The organism is Stenotrophomonas sp. 220_Sma (assembly GCF_056487375.1).
Window position 1 is genome coordinate 102,444 of the sequence record NZ_CM151348.1, and the last position, 17,058, is coordinate 119,501.

Here is a 17,058-nt window from a genome sequence, read left to right on the forward strand (position 1 = left end):
GCTCACCACTCCAACGTTGACGTTGTCTCCGGGGGGCTTCGCTGCTGCAATCTGACTTCCAGACCCAGCACTGCCCAGACCCGCATCAGCCGTTCGAAGCTTGCTGATGCCGGGTCGCGCTCCAATGCGCCTACTGCCTGGCGGCTTATGCCGAGCTGTGCCGCCAACTGCGCCTGGCTCAGGCCCGCCTGGCGCCTGAACGCACGCATCAGCGGTGCCAGTTGTTGAGGTGTCCTCACCGTGTGCAGCGGCCTGTCCATATCGGCAGTCCCCTAGAAAGTGACCGTACGCGAACGTGTACGCAAAGGATAGGTTGCATTACGACAAGCAACCTATCTCTTTCCTTCGCTGGAGGCAACCTATCGATTGCTATCTCAATATGCAATCAATAGGTTGCTTTCGTGCCGTCAGCGGTGCTCAAGCCACCTGCACGATATGCAGCGCCTTCGGGTTCCGCCACTGCGCCAGCAGGGCGGCTTCGCGCGCCTTGGCCTGCTCGAAATGCGCTTCCTTGACGTGGCCGAAGCCGCGGATGTGCTCGGGCACGCTGGCGATCTCCACCGCCAGCGCCAGGCGGTCGTCATCCAGGCCGTCCAGCAGCAGCTGCACGGTGGCCTCGTAATCGCCGATCAGCTTGCGCTCCATGCGGCGTTCCTCGGTGCGACCGAACACATCAAGCCGGCCGCCGCGCAGGAACTTCAGCCTGGCCAGCAGGCCGAAGGCCTTGAACATCCACGGGCCGTACTCCTTCTTCAGCAACCGGCCCTGCTCGTCCTTCTTGGCGAACAGCGGCGGTGCCAGGTGGAAACGCAGCTGGTAATCGCCCTCGAACTGCTGCTGCAGGCGGCGCTGGAAGTCGCCGCTGGTGTACAGGCGGGCCACTTCGTACTCGTCCTTGTACGCCATCAGCTTGAACAGGTAGCGGGCCACCGTCTCGGTCAGCGCAGTGGAACCGCCGATGCGCTCGGCTTCGGCGGCGCGCACGCGCTCGACCAGGCTGCGGTAGCGGTTGGCGTAGGCAGCGTCCTGGTACTCGACCAGGAACGCGGCGCGGCGCTCGATCATTTCATCCAGCGAGCGCGACAGGCGGGCGTCGTCCAGCGGCAGGAACGCAACATCGCCACCGTGCGAGGGCAGGCCACGCAGTTCGCGTTCGTCGTCGGTGTTGCGCGGTGCGGCGGTGGCACCCCATTCGTTGCCCTCCCACTCGCCCGGCGGCAGCGGGTGCAGCGGGCCCGGAGTGGATTCGGTATCGGTGTGGCGGTTGCGCACCAGGCCGGCGGCCTGCTGCACGGCCTGCGGGTCGACCACGGCCAGGCGGCCCCAGGCGAAGGCCTGCTGGTTCATCGCCACGGCCGCACCGTTGAGTTCGATGGCGCGCATCAGCGACTCGAACGACAGCGGCACCAGGCCCTGCTGCCACGCATAGCCGAGGATGAACAGGTTGGCGGCGATCGCATCGCCGAGCAGCGCGGTGGCCAGCTGGGTGGCATCCAGCAGCAGCGGTTCCTCGCCACCCAGCGCCACGCGCACACCGGCCACGATGTCGGCGGCGGGGAACTGCATGTCCGGGCGGGTGGTGAAGGTGCCGGGCATTGCTTCGTAGGTGTTCAGCACCACCTGCGAACGGCCGGCACGCACCTTCGACAGGGCCCAGTAGTCGTTGACCACCACCATGTCGCAGCCCACCACCAGGTCAGCCTCACCGGCGGCGATGCGCACGGCGTGGATGTCTTCAGGGCGACGGGCAATGCGGATGTGCGTGGTCACCGCGCCGCCCTTCTGTGCCAGGCCGGTCTGGTCGAGCACGGTCGCACCCTTGCCTTCCAGGTGGCCGGCCATGCCCAGCAGCGCGCCGATGGTCACCACGCCGGTACCGCCGACGCCGGTGATCAGGATGTTCCAGGGCTGTTCAAGGGTGCCGCGGATGGCCGGTGCCGGCAGGTTGTCCAGCAGGGTGGAAGCATCGCGCTTGCTGCCCTTGCGCGGCTGGCCACCGTGCACGGTGACGAAGCTCGGGCAGAAACCGTTCACGCAGGAATAGTCCTTGTTGCAGTTGGACTGATCGATCTCGCGCTTGCGCCCGAACTCGGTTTCCTTCGGTAGCACCGACACGCAGAAGCTCTTCTTGCCGCAGTCACCGCAGCCTTCGCAGACCAGCGAATTGATCAGCACCCGCTTCTGCGGATCTTCCAGCTTGCCGCGCTTGCGGCGGCGGCGCTTCTCGGTGGCGCAGGTCTGTTCGTAGATCAGGATCGAAACACCCTTCACCTCGCGCAGGCGCTTCTGCACCTCATCCAGCTCGCTGCGGTCGTGGAACTCGACGTCGCTGGGGAAGTGCTCGCGTTGGCCGGTCCACTTGCCGATGTTGTCCGACAGCACCACGATGGTGTGGATGCCTTCGGCGCGCATCTGCTTTGCGATGTCGGGCACGCTCAGCGGGCCGTCCACCGGCTGGCCGCCGGTCATCGCCACCGCGTCGTTGTAGAGGATTTTGTAGGTGATGTTGACGCCGGCGGCGACCGCCTGGCGGATCGCCAGCGAGCCGCTGTGGAAATAGGTGCCGTCGCCCAGATTCTGGAATACGTGCGGGGTGTCGGTGAACGGCGCCTGCCCGGCCCAGGTCACGCCTTCGCCGCCCATGTGAGTGAAGGTGTCGGTGCTGCGGTCCATCCAGGTCACCATGTAGTGGCAACCGATGCCGGCCAGCGCCCGCGAGCCTTCCGGCACCTGGGTAGAGGTGTTGTGCGGGCAGCCCGAGCAGTAGTGCGGTACGCGCGGGAAGCTGGCGCGCGGCAACGCAAGCTCGGCTTCCTTCTCCTGCATCCACTGCAGGCGCTGCTCGATCGATTCGTTGTTGAAGAACTTCTGGATGCGGCGACCGATCACGCCGGCGATGGTGGCCGGCGTCAGCTCACCGGTGGACGGCAGGATCCATTCGCCGCTTTCATCGTACTTGCCGACGATGGACGGGCGCTGGCCCCAGCTGGCCGGCCAGTTGAAGAACTGTTCCTTCATCTGGCGCTCGATGAAGGCACGCTTCTCCTCCACCACGATGATGTCTTCCAGGCCCTGCGCGAAGCGCGCGATGCCCTGCGGTTCCAGCGGCCAGGTCATGCCGACCTTGTACACGCGGATGCCGATGTCGGCGCACGCGGCTTCGTCCAGGCCCAGGTACTCCAGCGCCTGCAGCACGTCCAGGTAGCTCTTGCCGGTGGTGACGATGCCCAGCCGCGCGCGCGGCGCATCCATCACCACCTTGTCGATGCCGTTGGCGCGGGCAAAGGCCTGTGCGGCCTTCACCGCATAGCGGTGCAGGCGCATTTCCTGGTCCAGCGGCGGGTCTGGCCAGCGGATGTTGAGGCCACCCGACGGCATCTCGAAGTCTTCCGGCAGCACGATGCGGCGCGCCATCGGATCGACCTCGACCGAGGCCGACGATTCCACCGTCTCGGCGATCGTCTTGAAGCCGACCCAGCGGCCGGTATAGCGGCTCATCGCCCAGCCCAGCAGGCCCATGTCGAGGATGTCCTGCACGCCGGCCGGGTTCAGCACCGGCATCATCGCGCTGACGAATTCGTCCTCGCTGCCGTGCGGCAGCGTCGAGCTGCGGCAGGCATGGTCGTCGGCAGCCAGCGCCAGCACGCCGCCGTAGCGCGAGGTGCCGGCGGCATTGGCGTGCTTGAACACGTCGCCGCAGCGGTCCACGCCCGGGCCCTTGCCGTACCACATGCCGAACACGCCCTGCACGTTGGCGCCGGGGAACAGGTTGGTCTGCTGCGTGCCCCACACCATGGTGGCGCCCAGGTCCTCGTTCAGGCCCGGGGTGAACTTCACCTTGGCTGCTTCAAGGTGCTTGCGCGCGCGCCACAGCTCCAGGTCGAAGCCACCCAGCGGGCTGCCACGGTAGCCGCTGACAAAGCCGGCGCTGTCGATGCCTTCGGCGGCGTCGCGCAGCCGCTGCATCAGCGGCAGCCGCACCAGCGCCTGCACGCCACTCAGATAGATCCGCCCCTCGCTGCGGGTGTACTTGTGGTCGAGCGTGTAATCACGGTCGAGCAGGTCGGCGGACGAGGGCGAAGTGAGTTGCGCGGTACTGGTCATGGCTGGCCCGGTAGGATCGGCTGGCACCGGCCGCGTGCAGGCACGCGGCGGGAAAGGCGCGAATTGTAGCAGCGGGGCCGCGAGGCCCCGGCACTCGCGCCCGCGGCGGTGCTGGGGTTAGGATCGGGGAGAGAGAGGGAGGCTGCAGTTGCGGCCTGGGGAGAAGGGATGTCAGTTCCAGGAAAGATCCTGGCCAGCGTGCTGCTGGCCTCGGGAGTGGCCACTGCGTGGGCCGCGCCGGCCGTGCCGGCACCACAGGAGTTCTACTTCGACAACGACCTGGCGGCAACGCCGATGGTGGCGGTGCAGGGCGAGGGCGATGAGCTGGTGGCCCAGCTGGTCAAGCTGCGTGAGCGCGGCCGCCGCGCGGTGGAAGCGACGGTGCAGCTGGCATCGGTGGCCGGCGCGCAGGGCCGTGGCGAGCTGGCCGAGCAGCTGTATGGCGAGGCGATGAAGGAGGCGCCGGCACAGAGCAGCAGCGGCCGCAGCGTGCGCTGGAACTACGGTTGGGACCTGCTGCGCCAGGGCAAGCCGGAGGCGGCGCTGGAACAGTGGCTGGTATCGGCCAGCAACGCCCGTACGAAGCCCACCTGGGTGCCACCGACCTATGCGTTGGCATTGTGGCGGATGGGGCAGAAGCAGGAGGCGGTGCAGTGGTATGCGGCTGCGGTACGCACCGAGCCGACGCAGTGGAGTACCACGGCCAACTATGGGCAGTTGCTGCCGCAGTGGCGTGAGGATGAGCGCGCGTCGCTGGCCGAGGTGCAGCAGGCCTGGGCGGCCGCACCGCCTGCCTGGCCCTGAGGGAAGGGGTTCGGCCGGGTTGCACCCGGCACCCGCAGAGGCAACAGCCAAAGCCAAAGCAACAGCAACAGCAACAGCGGGCAATCCGTGGGATGGCGGGGCGGTGTGGGTTGGCAGGACACGCCGTAAACCCGTCCATGGGGGCTCGATGGCGCCATCCATGGCGCCAACGGTCCTGCCAACCCACACCGCCCCGCCTCCGACAGTTCCCTGCTGCTGGTAGGTGTCGACCTTGGTCGACACGGTAGATCCACGCCATGCGTGGATGAATCTGTAACGGAATCGACTATTCGATATCTGATCGAAGAGCAGCCGAGTGTGGGCTCGGCTCTACAAAGAGCGGCCGGCCAAGCGCTTTTGCTCTTCTTCTTTCTTCCACGTGGCTGATCGCCCCGGGAGACTGTCAGGGGCCGGGTGGGTAGGCTGCGCAGGGGCGTGAGCCGCATGGATGCGGCGACCGAGCTTACATGGACGTACTTGCAGCGTCCCCTGCGCAGCCTACCCAACCGGCCAACCACGGCTGTTGCTTTGAGCGACCAGCCACGAGGGGCTCCGCCGTTGGCCGGAAACCCCCTCAGTCGTCCGCGGAAACCGTCCGCCCCGACGCCCACGCACGCAGTGCTTCTACCTGCTCTGCCATCAGCACCGACAGCGGTCGGGTGGCGCGGATCTCGGTCATCAGCAGCTCGGTGTCCAGTGGCCGGCCCTCGGCATGCGCCGCATACAGGCCAGCCACGATCGCCTGCTCGATCTCGGCGCCGGAAAAACCATTGGCGGCCGCCGCCAGCGCGGGCAGTGCGAAGTCGTCGGCGTTGAGCTGCCGCCGGCCCAGATGCAGCCGCAGCAGTTCCACGCGCACGTCGGGCGAGGGCAGATCGACGAAGAAGATCTCGTCGAAGCGGCCCTTGCGCAGCAGCTCGGCGGGCAGCTCGTGCACCTGGTTGGCGGTGGCGACGATGAACACCGGCGCTTTGCGTTCGGCCATCCAGGTCAGCAGGTAACCGAGCACGCGGCGTGACACGCCGCCGTCCTCGCCTCCGCTGGCCAGGCCCTTCTCGATCTCGTCCATCCACAGCACGCAGGGCGCGAGTTGTTCGGCCGAGGCCAGCGCCTGGCGCAGGTTGGCTTCGGTCTCGCCGTGGTACTTGTTGTACAGCGCGCCCACGTCCAGGCGCAGCAGGGGCACGCCGAAGCCGGCGGCGGTGGCCTTGGCCAGCATCGACTTGCCGCAGCCCTGCACACCCAGCAACAGCATGCCGCGCGGCGGGTCCAGCCCGGCCGGGACGGAGCCGGCAATGAAGGCCACGCGCCGCTGGTTGATCCAGCGCTTGAGCCGGTTGGCGCCGGCCACATCGCCGAAGCGCGCGCTGTCATGTTCGAAGAACAGGTGGCCGCTGCGGTTGAGCAGCTCGAACTTCAGCCGCGCCAGCTGTGGCAGGTCGTCGTCGCGCAGTGCGCCGTCGGCGTAGATCAGCTGGCGCGCGATGCGCCGGGCATCGACCAGGCTCAGGCCCTGCAGGTTCTTCAGGATTTTCTTCACCGCCTCGCTGTCGACTTCAACCCGGCGGCCGCCATGCTCGCGCGCATAGGCGTCGGCCTCCTCGCGCAGCATCTTCAGCAGGGCATTGGCATCGGGCAGGCGCGGGTTGAAGCGCACCGCCAGCGCTTCCAGCTCGGCCGGCAGCTCCACTTTGGCACCGATCAGCACCAGCACATGCGGCTCGCTGTGGCGGCGCTGGATCAGGTCGCGAAGGGCGCGCTGGTGGCTGGCATAGCCCAGGTAGGGGTGGAAATCGAGCAGCAGGTAGACGCCGCGCTGGTCGGCCTGGCGGATCATCTGCAGGGCCGCGCTGGCATCGGGCGGCCCGACCGGCGGGTCTTCGCTGTCCAGGTCGATCCGGCGCAGGCCCTCGGTGATCGACCAGCGGTGCAGCGCCCGCCATACGTGCATCAGCGTCTGCCGGAACAGCTCGACGATGCGACCCTCGTCCTGGGTCTCGATGACGATCAGTGGGGTATTGGCGCGGATCAACGCGCTCAGATCCTGCAGTTCGCTCATGCCGGTTCGATCCTTCGGGGGCGCCACGATAGCAAAGGCGATGGCCGCTGGTTCAGCACGACGCTACCTCCCGTCACCATCACCGGTGTACGCTCGGGGCACGTACCCGGAAGCGAGGCTGGCATGAAGACGATCCTGGTGGCCGGTTCCAAGGGCGGGGTGGGCAAGACCACCGTCGCCACCCACCTGGCCGCGTACGCGGCATTGCAGGGCAAGGCCACGGTGATTGCCGATGCCGACCCGCAGGGTTCCAGCACCCGCTGGGCACAACGCCGTGCCGGGCTGGAAAGCGCGGTGCTCCCCATCGACGTGTATCGGAAGAAGCAGTGGGCGCAGAAGCTGCCCGACGGCACCGACACCGTCATCATCGATGCGCCGGCCGGTGCCCTGGCTGACGATATTCCCCATTTCCTCGACGCTGCCGACGCGGTGGTGGTACCGGTGCTGCCCTCGGCGCTGGACATCGAAGCGATCGTCGGCTTCCTCAACAGCCTGGCCCAGAACCCGCGCGTGCACAGCCGCAAGCTGCCGGTGGGGCTGGTGCTCAACCGTACCAAACCATGGACCCAGACCTCGCAGCAGGCGCTGCAGATGCTGGGTGAATGGCCGTACCCGGTGGTCGCGCAGCTGCGCGACAGCCAGAGCTATGTGGTCATGACCGGCCTGGGCCGCAGCCTGTTCGACTACCGCTCGGCCCAGGTGCGCGAGCACCAGGCCGACTGGGAGCCGCTGCTGTCCTGGCTGAAGCTTTGATGCCTGCGTCACTCTTTCTGCTGCATCCTCTTCTTCATGGAAACCCGCGATGCGTGAACTGATCCTGCTGCGCCATGCCCATGCCGAACCGGCTACCCCCGGCCAGGCCGACCTCGACCGGCCGTTGTCGCCGGTGGGGCTCGCCGAAGCCGAAGCCGCCGGCAAGTGGCTGAAGGAGAACAACCTGCTGCCGGACTGTGTGCTGTGCTCACCGGCGCGGCGCACCCGGGAGACCCTGGAAGCCGTGCTCGGCACCATCGGCTATGTCGAGAAGCGCCTGGAAGACCGCATCTACGAGGCTACCCCCGGCACCCTGGCGGCGCTGGTGGACGACCGCCGTGACCTCGACCGGGTGCTGATCGTCGGCCACAACCCCGGCCTGGAGCGCCTGGTGGCGTTGATGACGGAAGGCACCAGCAGCGACTATCGCGGCATGCCGCCGGCCGGCATTGCCGTGCTCGGCTTCCCGCGCGAGGCCTCGATCGAGCCGGGCGTGGCCAGCCTGAACGCGTTCTGGTGGCCGTGATCCAATGAGCCTGGCGCGGCGCAGCCGCTTTCTGCTGCCCGTGCTGCTGGCTTCCGGCGCGGCCTGGGCTGCCGCGCCACCGCCAACGCCCTTGCCGCCGGTGGTCGCTGAAGCGCACCGGGTCCTGCACCTGGATACCCAGCGCTCGCAGATCGGTTTCGAGGTGCGCACCCGCTTCGGGCAGCGCATCGAAGGCCTGTTCCCGCACTTCGAGGGTCGCATCGAGATCCTCTCCGACGGCCGCCACCAGGTGCACCTGAAGATGTTCACGCGCTCGGTCGAGATCCCCGGCAAGGCGCGCTACACCGGCTGGATGCGCGGCGAGGAGTTCTTCGACGCAGGCCGCCACCCGGTGGTCGAGTTCGACTCGCTGCCGTACTGGCCGGAGACCGTGGAAGACGGGGGCGACATCAACGGGCGGCTGACCCTGCGCGGGATCAGCCACCCCGAGACACTGAAGGTCGAGAAGGCGGATTGCGCCCGACCCGGCTATGATTGCGACGTCGTCAGCCGCGGTACCGTGCAGCGAGGCCGGTATGGAATGGACAGCTGGCAGCTTGCCTTGAGTGACCGAGTGACCTTCGTATTGCGAGCGCGCCTGAGCGAGGCGCCGAAACCGTGAACCTCCTGCTGCGTGTACTGGCGCTGGCAACCGTGTTGCTGGGCAGCGGTTGTGCATCGCTGTCCAATGCCGAGCGCGACCGCGCCGAAGCGATCGCCGTGCAGGCGCGCTCGATCCAGGTCGACTGCCAGCGCGCCGACCGCTGCGCACAGGATTCGCCGCTGCGGGCGTTGGCCGGCCGGGCGTTCACCGAATCCACCCCGGAGCAGCCGCGCCACTACGCCACCCTGCTGGACGAGGGGGAGGGCGCCCTGGTGGCGCGCCTGAACCTGCTGCGCAGTGCCACCCGCAGCATCGACCTGCAGACCTACATCTTCGACAAGGACGACAGCGCGCGGCTGGTCATCGACGAACTGCTGGCCGCGTCGCGGCGCGGGGTGAAGGTGCGGGTGCTGATCGACCAGCTCTCGGCGATCTCCGACCTGCAGATCCTTGGCGCATTGTCCGGCGCCCACCAGAACTTCCAGCTGCGGGTCTACAACCCGACCTTCGGCAAGGCCCGGCTGAACTACTTCGATTACGCCGGCAGCGTGCTGTGCTGCTTCCGTCGCTTCAACCAGCGCATGCACAACAAGCTGCTGGTGATCGACGATGCGATCGGCGTGGTCGGCGGCCGCAACTACCAGGACGACTATTACGACTGGGATCGCGAGTACAACTTCCGCGATCGCGACGTCATGATCGCCGGCCCGGAAGCGCGGGCGATGGCGGCCAACTTCGATGCGTTCTGGCGCGCCAAGCGCAGCGTGCCGGCCGAGCGCCTGAATGACGTGGGCCGCACCCTGCTGCGCGAAGGCGTGCCGGTGCTGCCGCCCGCCACGTTCCGCCGCCCGGAGCGGGTGCAGCGGGTCAGCGCTGAAGCCAATGACATGGAGTTCGTCACCCGTTCCTTCGTGGATACCGCGCTGCCGGTGGCCTCGGTGCGCTACGTCGCCGACCTGCCGCGCAAGCACCGCCGCGAGAAGGCCGATGCCCCGCTGGCCGGCCAGCACGTGACCGAGCCGCAGCTGGATGCACTGATTGCCGGCGCGCAGAAGGAAGTGATCCTGCAGACGCCGTACCTGGTGCTGTCCAAGCCGGCGCAGAAGCTGTTCCGCGAGCTGCGCAAGCGCCCGCAGCCGCCGCGCGTGGTGGTGTCCAGCAACAGCCTGGCGGCCACCGACAACCCGATCGTGTATGCGCTGTCGTACAAGTACAAGCGGCGCAACATGCGCGAACTGGGCTTCAACATCTTCGAATACAAGCCGTTCCCGCTGGATGCACCGGTCGACTACCGCAACCTGCTGCCCGACCCGATCGCTGCGCCCGAGGGCGACGACGACGGCGGGCGCAATCCGCTGATCGGCGGCAGCGCCGCTGGCAGCAATGCCGGTGGTGGCAGCGACGGAGATCTGGCCGCGCCCCGCAAGCAGGTGCCGGTGAATCATCCGCGTACTGGTAGCGCCTACCAGAACGCGCGCGAACGTCGCCGTGCCGCCGGCAGCGAGGTGGAAACGCGCCTGCTGCGCACCGAGACACGACCGTCGTTCCTGGGCAGCAAGGCGGTCAACAAGCCGTTGCCGGTCACCCGCAAGGGCGCCCGCATGGGCCTGCACGCCAAGTCGCTGGTGGTCGATCGCCGCATCGGCGTGGTCGGCACCCACAACTTCGATCCGCGCAGCGAGAACTACAACACCGAAGGCGCAGTGATCATCGACGACCCGGTATTTGCCGAGCAGCTGGCCGAGAGCATCCTGCGCGATACCCATCCGCAGAACTCGTGGACGGTGGCGCCGCGGGCCAAGCCGCCGGTGCTGTCGGGCCTGAACTACAGTGTCGGCAAGGCCTCCGAAGCGTTGCCGATCCTCGACTTCTGGCCGTGGCGTTACGCCACCGACTACGAATTCAAGCCGGGCCCCGACTGTCCGCAGCCGCTGCCCCGGCAGGACCCGGCGTTCCACAACTGCTACGTCGCCGTCGGCGACTTCCCCGAAGTCAACGTCGGCCCGAAGTGGCTGCTGGTGCGCATGCTGACTGCATTCGGCGCCGGCCTCGTTCCCATCCTCTGAAGGTGCCCGCATGACCCAGGTATTCCGCGAAGCCGTTTCCATCGAGCAGCTCAACGCGCTCAGCCGCAACACGGCGATTGAATCCCTGGGCATCGTCTTCAGCGCTGCGGGCGAGGACTGGCTGCAGGCCACCATGCCGGTGGATGAGCGCACCCGCCAGCCGTACGGCATCCTGCATGGCGGTGCCTCGGTGGTGCTGGCCGAGACCCTGGGCAGCAGTGCCGGAAACCTGTGCGTGGATACGGCCAAGCAGATCTGCGTGGGCCTGGAAATCAACGCCAATCACGTACGCGCAGTACGCTCGGGCACGGTCACCGGTACTGCCCGCGCGCTGCACGTGGGCCGCAGCACCCAGCTGTGGGAGATCCGTATCGAGGATGAGCAGGGCCGGCTGGTATGCATCTCGCGGCTGACCCTGGCCGTGGTGGCGGCCGGCCACGGCTGAGCCCCTGGAGGCTCGTTGACGGTGGCAGAACCCAGCGTTCCCCATCGATTGCCCCGGTCGATCGGTCTTATGGCCTAAATCGGCTGGCAGCGATGACGGCCCTCCGGTATCGTGCGCGGATGACTTCCCCCACTCCGGCCCCCCGCGGCGGCGTGGCGCGTGTGTGCCGTTACCTGTACCGCGTACCGCTGCTGTTGGTCCACATCACCGTGTTCCTGCCGCTCATCCTGATCGGCATGCTTCCGCCGTGGGGCGAACTGCGCGTGGGCGAAGCGACCTTCGGCGCCAAGGTGGTGAACTGGTGGCAGGGTGGGCTGATGTGGATCTTCGGCTTCCGCCTAGTGCAGATCGGCAAGCCGCTGCCCGGCGCCGTGCTGTTCGTCGCCAACCATGTCAGCTGGGTGGATATCTGCATCCTGCACAGCCAGCGCATGATGGGTTTCGTCGCCAAGCGCGAAATCGCCAGCTGGCCACTGGTCGGTTGGCTCGCTGCGCGCGGGCAGACCATCTTCCACCAGCGCGGCAATACCGAATCGCTGGGTGGCGTGATGCAGGTGATGGCCGATCGCCTGCGTGCCGGCAGAGCCGTCGGCGTGTTCCCCGAGGGCCGCACCCGCGGTGGCCACGAAGTGGGGCCGTTCCATGCCCGCATCTTCCAGGCCGCGGTCGAAACCGGTGTTCCGGTGCAGCCGGTGGCACTGGTGTATGGCGTGCATGGCAATGCGCAGACCATCGTCGCATTCGGTCCGGGCGAGAGTTTCTTCGCCAATTTCCTGCGCCTGCTCGGTGAGCCGGCGCGACGTGCGGAAGTGCACTTCCTGGCGCCGATCGGTGCCCAGGACCTGGAAGGCCGTCGGCGCATCGCGGAAACCTCGCGCGCGCGCATCGTGGCGGCCATGAGCACGCAGTGAGGGTGCGGTGGCCCTGATCCCGCCACCTCTCCTGGACGCCGGTACGCCGACGCTGCACGCGGCTGACTATCAGCCGCCGCGCTGGCTGCGCAATCCGCACCTGCAGTCGATGCTCAGTTCCAGCCGCATGCGCCTGCAGCGTGGCCTGCTGCTGCTGGCCGCCACGGGTGCGGTCAGCGAGGAGCTGATCCTCGATGGCGGCGACGGCGTGCGCCTGCAGGGCTGGCACAGCCATGTCGAAGGCCGCGAACCGAAAGGCATGGCCCTGCTGCTGCATGGCTGGGAAGGCAGTGCCGAATCCAGCTACATGCGCATGGCGGCCGCGCGCATGCTGGAACAGGGCTTCGACGTGGTGCGCCTGAACTTCCGCGACCACGGCAACACCCATCATCTCAACCCCGGCATCTTCCATTCCAACCTGATCGACGAAGTGGTGCATGCCGCCGGCGATATCGCCCAGCGCTGGCCGCAGCTGCCGCTGGTGGCCGCCGGTTATTCGCTGGGCGGCAACTTCGTGCTGCGGCTGGCCCTGCGCGCGCCGGCCGCTGGCGTACCGCTGCTGCGGGTGGCGTCCGTATGCCCAGTGCTGGACCCGGCGCTGACGATGGACAGCATCGAGAACGGCCCGGCGATGTATGACTGGTACTTCCGCCGCAAATGGGCCGGTTCGCTGCGCCGCAAGCGCGACCTGTTCCCCGAGCTGAGCGACTGCGACGACCGCGTGCTGAAGCTGGACATCCGCGCGCTGACGGCATGGCTGGTCGAGCGCCACACCAGCTTCGGCTCACTGCAGGCCTATTTCGATGGCTACTCGATTGCCGGCGACCGCCTGTCCACCCTGCAGGTGCCGGCCGACATCCTGATGGCGCAGGATGACCCGGTGATTCCGTACGCGACCTTCAGTGACTGGCAGCTGCCGCGCCAGGCGCGCCTGGAAACCGCGTGTTGGGGCGGCCACTGCGGATTCATCGAGAACTGGCGGGGCGACGGCTTCTCCGAGCGCTGGGTTGCGCAACGCCTGCAGCGTGTCCTGCAGGCCTGAACCGGCAGCGGCGCGCAGCCCGCTACAATGCGGGTTTGCACTTGAAGCGGACTGCCATGCAAGACCAGATCATCCAAGCGTTGCGCCAGAACCAGGCCGACCAGGCCGTGCAGCTGGCCCAGGCGTGGACCCGTGACGAACCCGGCCTGGCCGACGCCCACCGCTGGCTGGCGCTTGCGCTGCAGCAGCAGGGCAAGGCCGAGGACGCGATGGAGGCGCTGCAGCAAGCGTTGCAGCTGGCCCCCGATGATGCCCAGCTGCACCTGCAGCACGCTGGCCTGCTGCTCGCCCTGCGCCAGTACCAGGGCGCTGACGAAGCGCTGGCACGCACCACCGGGCTCGACCCGAACTCCTTCTCCGCCTACCTGATGCAGGCCCACCTGGCGATCGGCCGCAACGACTTCGATGAAGCCCAGCGCCTGTCCACGCTGGCCTCGCGCGTTGAGCCGGACCACCCGGAACTGCTGACCATCGACGGCATGATCGCGCTGCGCCGTGACGACCCGGACCGCGCGCTGACGCTGTTGTCGGCCGCCAACCAGGCGCAGCCGAATGACACCCGCGTGCTCTATGCACTGGGCTTCGCCTACCTGGGCAAGGACATGCTGGCGTTCGCCGAGCAGGCGTTCCGCCGCGTGCTGGAACTGAACCCGGCCATCAGCTCGCTGCATGGCCTCGTGGTGCAGCTGGCGCTGCGCCAGGGCAACGTGGAGGCGGCTGCCGAAGCGATGCAGATCGCTCTGCAGCAGGAAGGCATGGATACACCGTCGATGCGTCGCCTGGCCGGTGAACTGGCGCTGCGCGGCGGCCAGCCGCTGCAGGCGCTGGACCACCTGCTGCCGCTGCTGGAATCGATCCCCGATGACCGCCAGGTGCTGCAGCTGCTGCTGATGTCCTGGCAGCGCCTGGGCCGCGAAGACGAGGCCCGCGCGCGCCTGGACGCTGCCCTGGAACAGCATCCGCAGCTGCACGACCTGTGGCTGGCACGCCTGGCCGTGGAAGAAGTCGGCAGCCCGACCGCCGCGGCGACCGTGGAGCGCTGGATGGACGCGATGCCGGGTCATCTGCCGGCACTGGAAGCACGCCTGCGCCTGCATGACATGGTGGGCGAACACGAACAGGCCGAAGCCATCGCCGAACGTATCGTCAGCCTCGAACCGGGCCGTGTCAGTGGCGAAACACGCCTGGTCGAAGGCCTGCTGCAGCGTGATCCGGTTGCCGCGATCGCGCGCGTGCAGGCGCTGATCGACAGGGCGCCGGACGGCCATCGCGCCGACCTGCGTACCTGGCTGGGTGAAATCCAGGACCGCGCTGGCCAGCCGGAACAGGCGCTGCAGACGTGGATGGCGCTGCAGGCCGACCAGGCACCGCAGCGCCTGCCGCTTCCGCCACAGGCCAAGGCGCCGCCGAGCTGGCCGGAGAAGGGCGAGATCGACAGTGATGCCAGCTCCGCGCCGATCTTCCTGTGGGGTGCGCCGGGTTCGGGTGTGGAGCGGGTTGCGACCGGCCTGGCGGCCGCCAGCCCGGTGCTGCGCAGCGACCGCTACACCAGCAATCCGCCGGATGATGCATTCCAGAACTACCACACGCTGCAGGACCTCGCCTCCGGCGTGCTGACCCCGGAGCGGCTGGTGCAGCGCTGGCGCGAGCAGCTGCCGGCGCGTGGCCTGCAGGGCGATGCCGTCATCGACTGGCTGCTGTGGTGGGACAACGCCCTGCTGTGGGCGCTGCGCCCGCAGCTGCCGCAGGGACGACTGGTGCTCGTGCTGCGTGATCCGCGCGACATGCTGCTGGACTGGGTGGCCTACGGCGCTGCCGCTCCGCTGGCGATGACCTCGCTGGCTGAAGCCAGCGAATGGCTGGCGCGCGGGCTGGCGCAGGTTGCCACCCTGCATGAGGAAGAACTGTATCCGCACGTGCTGCTGCGCATCGACCAGATCGGCAATGATCCGCACGCGATGGCCGAGCTGCTGGGACGCCTGTTCGAGCGGCAGATGCCGCCGGCCGCACAGCTGGGCGCACCGCGCTTCCCGCCGGGCCACTGGCGCAACTACCGCGACGTGATGAGCGCCGCCTTTGCCAAGCTCACCCCGATTGCGGTGCGCCTGGGTTACCCGGAAGAGTAAGGAGAAGCCGATGCAACTGAGCAGCCACAGCCTGACCAACGGCGCGCCGATCGACCGCGAGTTCGCCGCCGGCGATGCCACCGGCTTCGCGCCGGACCGCAATCCGCACCTGGCCTGGAACGGCGCACCGGAAGGCACGCGTTCGTTCCTGCTGGTGTGCGTGGACCCGGATGTGCCGACCGTTGCGGAAACGGTCGGCCGCAGCGACATGACCGTGCCGCGCGACCAGCCGCGCTGCGACTTCGTGCACTGGGTGATGGCCGATATTCCGGCCTCGGTGCAGGAGATCGCCGCCGGCAGCTGCAGCGATGGCTTCGTGGTGAAGGGCAAGACCGCACCGGCTGGCCCGGCGGGCAGCCGCCAGGGCCTGAACGACTTCACCGGCTGGTTTGCGGGCAACCCGGACATGGCCGGCGATTACCTGGGCTATGACGGCCCGTATCCGCCGTTCAACGACGAACGCATGCACCGCTATTTCTTCCGCGTGTTCGCGCTGGATGTGGCCTCGCTGGCGCTTCCGGCGCGCTTCACCGCCGCCGACGCATATCGCGCCATGCACGGCCACGTGCTGGCCGAAGCCGCACTGCATGGCACCTACACGTTGAACCCGGCGCTGGGCTGAGCGGCACGATGGGGAGAGCCGGCCGCTGGCCGGCTTTGCTTCTGTAGTGTCGAGCCACCATGAAAAGGGGCAGCCGGCCAGCGGCCGGCTCTACCCACCACGAAGAAGGGCGGCCTTTCGGCCGCCCTTCTGTCGTCTTACTTCTTCTCGATGGCCGACTCGACCACCATGTCCAGCACGTACGCCTGCGACGGCGCATCGGCCGGCGGGTTCTTCACTTCGTAGCGCTTCACGCGCACCACGTTGCGCACGCCGTCCTCGTGGGTGTAACCCTCGATGTTGCCGTAGAAGTTCTCGAACTTGCCCGGCTCACCCTGCTTCAGGCCCTTGTCGTCGAACTTCACTTCACGCACCTGCAGGCACTGGTAGTCCGGGATCAGCGGGTGCGAGCACTTCTCGGTCTTGGCGGCCACTTCCAGGAACACGGTTTCGCCGGCGCCGCCGTAGCGGGTTTCAGCGGTCGGTTCCGGGTTGAACACCAGCACGTCGCCCTTCGCGTTGGTCAGGGTCAGCTTGCCATCGGCATCCTGCTCGGCCTTCAGCTCGCCCTGCAGGCGGCTCGACACGGCCTCGTCCAGCGCCATCAGCGCCTTGTCGGTGCAGGCCATCATGGTCGAGGCCATCGCACTGACCGTCAGCTTGCCGTCGGCCAGGGTGTAGCCGCCACCCATGTGGTTGCAGGCGTTGCTGACCGACAGGCGGCCATCAGCGAAGTCCAGGGTGACCGGCTTGTCTTCGCGGGCGAACAGCGCGTCGATGCGCTTGCCGTCGGCGGCGGTGGCCTGCTGCAGCAGCCAGTGCTGGCTCTGCAGGCGCTGCGCGTCCAGGTGCGCCAGCGTCTGCTGGTCTGCTGCCTTGGCCGCGGCCGGGGCCACGTCGTCGCCGCCGGTGCCGGCCGGGGCCGGGGTCTGGCTGCAGGCGGCCAGCAGGGCCAGCGGGAGGAGCAGGGTGAGCTTGCGGTTCATGGTGATTCTCCTTGGGGAACCGTGGGGGAAA

At 67.9% G+C, this 17,058-nt stretch carries 14 protein-coding genes; 10 read left to right on the plus strand and 4 right to left on the minus strand.

All coding sequences use genetic code 11. The annotated features are described in order from the left end of the window. Positions 1-2: 2 nt before the first annotated feature. A complete protein-coding gene (locus ACZLIB_RS00440) occupies positions 3-260 on the minus strand; it encodes a helix-turn-helix domain-containing protein (protein WP_004134030.1) in 258 nt (85 codons plus the stop codon). Positions 261-417: 157 nt separating this feature from the next. After that, positions 418-4,104 carry an indolepyruvate ferredoxin oxidoreductase family protein gene (locus tag ACZLIB_RS00445; protein WP_478468893.1) on the minus strand — a complete coding sequence of 1,229 codons (3,687 nt, stop codon included), beginning with the start codon at positions 4,102-4,104 and terminating at the stop codon, positions 418-420. Positions 4,105-4,272: 168 nt separating this feature from the next. Here ACZLIB_RS00445 and ACZLIB_RS00450 point away from each other — a divergent pair, with 168 nt between their 5' ends. Continuing rightward, complete coding sequence (locus ACZLIB_RS00450) at positions 4,273-4,908, plus strand: tetratricopeptide repeat protein (protein WP_032128715.1); 636 nt, start codon at positions 4,273-4,275, stop codon at positions 4,906-4,908. A 574-nt stretch (positions 4,909-5,482) separates the two neighbouring features. Here the strand turns inward: ACZLIB_RS00450 and ACZLIB_RS00455 are convergent. Then, the gene (locus tag ACZLIB_RS00455; RefSeq protein ID WP_478468894.1) at positions 5,483-6,967 is read right to left on the minus strand and encodes an AAA family ATPase; all 1,485 of its coding nucleotides are present in this window, start codon (positions 6,965-6,967) and stop codon (positions 5,483-5,485) included. 123 nt (positions 6,968-7,090) lie between these two features. Between ACZLIB_RS00455 and ACZLIB_RS00460 the strand changes: the two genes are divergently transcribed. The 9 genes from ACZLIB_RS00460 (at position 7,091) to ACZLIB_RS00500 (ending at position 16,062) form a co-directional block, all read left to right on the plus strand. Further along, complete coding sequence (locus ACZLIB_RS00460; RefSeq protein ID WP_010487235.1) at positions 7,091-7,720, plus strand: ParA family protein; 630 nt, start codon at positions 7,091-7,093, stop codon at positions 7,718-7,720. A gap of 49 nt (positions 7,721-7,769) precedes the next feature. Further along, a complete protein-coding gene (locus tag ACZLIB_RS00465) occupies positions 7,770-8,246 on the plus strand; it encodes a SixA phosphatase family protein (protein ID WP_005407539.1) in 477 nt (158 codons plus the stop codon). A gap of 4 nt (positions 8,247-8,250) precedes the next feature. Next, positions 8,251-8,868 carry a YceI family protein gene (locus ACZLIB_RS00470; RefSeq protein WP_032128717.1) on the plus strand — a complete coding sequence of 206 codons (618 nt, stop codon included), beginning with the start codon at positions 8,251-8,253 and terminating at the stop codon, positions 8,866-8,868. Then, complete coding sequence (locus tag ACZLIB_RS00475) at positions 8,865-10,916, plus strand: phospholipase D family protein (RefSeq protein ID WP_478468896.1); 2,052 nt, start codon at positions 8,865-8,867, stop codon at positions 10,914-10,916. Before ACZLIB_RS00470 ends, ACZLIB_RS00475 begins: the two co-directional genes overlap by 4 nt. Positions 10,917-10,926: 10 nt before the next feature. Then, positions 10,927-11,361: a hotdog fold thioesterase gene (locus tag ACZLIB_RS00480; protein WP_010487227.1), complete on the plus strand. Its 435-nt coding sequence runs from the start codon at positions 10,927-10,929 to the stop codon at positions 11,359-11,361. A 119-nt stretch (positions 11,362-11,480) separates the two neighbouring features. Continuing rightward, on the plus strand, positions 11,481-12,272 hold the full coding sequence (locus ACZLIB_RS00485) for a lysophospholipid acyltransferase family protein (protein ID WP_110710684.1): 792 nt from the start codon (positions 11,481-11,483) through the stop codon (positions 12,270-12,272). 52 nt (positions 12,273-12,324) lie between these two features. Continuing rightward, positions 12,325-13,314, plus strand: a complete 990-nt coding sequence (locus ACZLIB_RS00490) for a YheT family hydrolase (RefSeq protein ID WP_180855027.1) — start codon at positions 12,325-12,327, stop codon at positions 13,312-13,314. A 56-nt stretch (positions 13,315-13,370) separates the two neighbouring features. Further along, positions 13,371-15,440 carry a tetratricopeptide repeat protein gene (locus tag ACZLIB_RS00495; RefSeq protein WP_478468898.1) on the plus strand — a complete coding sequence of 690 codons (2,070 nt, stop codon included), beginning with the start codon at positions 13,371-13,373 and terminating at the stop codon, positions 15,438-15,440. A 10-nt stretch (positions 15,441-15,450) separates the two neighbouring features. Continuing rightward, entirely contained in the window at positions 15,451-16,062 is a 612-nt protein-coding gene (locus tag ACZLIB_RS00500; protein ID WP_478468900.1) for a YbhB/YbcL family Raf kinase inhibitor-like protein, read from the plus strand. Positions 16,063-16,199: 137 nt separating this feature from the next. On the opposite strand, the gene ACZLIB_RS00505 is transcribed toward ACZLIB_RS00500, so the two are convergent. Next, on the minus strand, positions 16,200-17,027 hold the full coding sequence (locus tag ACZLIB_RS00505) for an META and DUF4377 domain-containing protein (RefSeq protein WP_012509681.1): 828 nt from the start codon (positions 17,025-17,027) through the stop codon (positions 16,200-16,202). Between the last annotated feature and the right edge of the window lie 31 nt (positions 17,028-17,058).

Excerpts from the sequence above, each read along its gene's own strand:
- ACZLIB_RS00450 (WP_032128715.1), top strand. The coding sequence starts at position 4,273 with ATGTCAGTTCCAGGAAAGATCCTGGCCAGCGTGCTGCTGGCCTCGGGA.
- ACZLIB_RS00495 (WP_478468898.1), top strand. The coding sequence starts at position 13,371 with ATGCAAGACCAGATCATCCAAGCGTTGCGCCAGAACCAGGCCGACCAG.
- ACZLIB_RS00485 (WP_110710684.1), top strand. The coding sequence starts at position 11,481 with ATGACTTCCCCCACTCCGGCCCCCCGCGGCGGCGTGGCGCGTGTGTGC.
- ACZLIB_RS00470 (WP_032128717.1), top strand. The coding sequence starts at position 8,251 with ATGAGCCTGGCGCGGCGCAGCCGCTTTCTGCTGCCCGTGCTGCTGGCT.
- ACZLIB_RS00480 (WP_010487227.1), top strand. The coding sequence starts at position 10,927 with ATGACCCAGGTATTCCGCGAAGCCGTTTCCATCGAGCAGCTCAACGCG.
- ACZLIB_RS00500 (WP_478468900.1), top strand. The coding sequence starts at position 15,451 with ATGCAACTGAGCAGCCACAGCCTGACCAACGGCGCGCCGATCGACCGC.
- ACZLIB_RS00460 (WP_010487235.1), top strand. The coding sequence starts at position 7,091 with ATGAAGACGATCCTGGTGGCCGGTTCCAAGGGCGGGGTGGGCAAGACC.
- ACZLIB_RS00445 (WP_478468893.1), bottom strand. The coding sequence starts at position 4,104 with ATGACCAGTACCGCGCAACTCACTTCGCCCTCGTCCGCCGACCTGCTC.
- ACZLIB_RS00440 (WP_004134030.1), bottom strand. The coding sequence starts at position 260 with ATGGACAGGCCGCTGCACACGGTGAGGACACCTCAACAACTGGCACCG.
- ACZLIB_RS00455 (WP_478468894.1), bottom strand. The coding sequence starts at position 6,967 with ATGAGCGAACTGCAGGATCTGAGCGCGTTGATCCGCGCCAATACCCCA.
- ACZLIB_RS00465 (WP_005407539.1), top strand. The coding sequence starts at position 7,770 with ATGCGTGAACTGATCCTGCTGCGCCATGCCCATGCCGAACCGGCTACC.
- ACZLIB_RS00505 (WP_012509681.1), bottom strand. The coding sequence starts at position 17,027 with ATGAACCGCAAGCTCACCCTGCTCCTCCCGCTGGCCCTGCTGGCCGCC.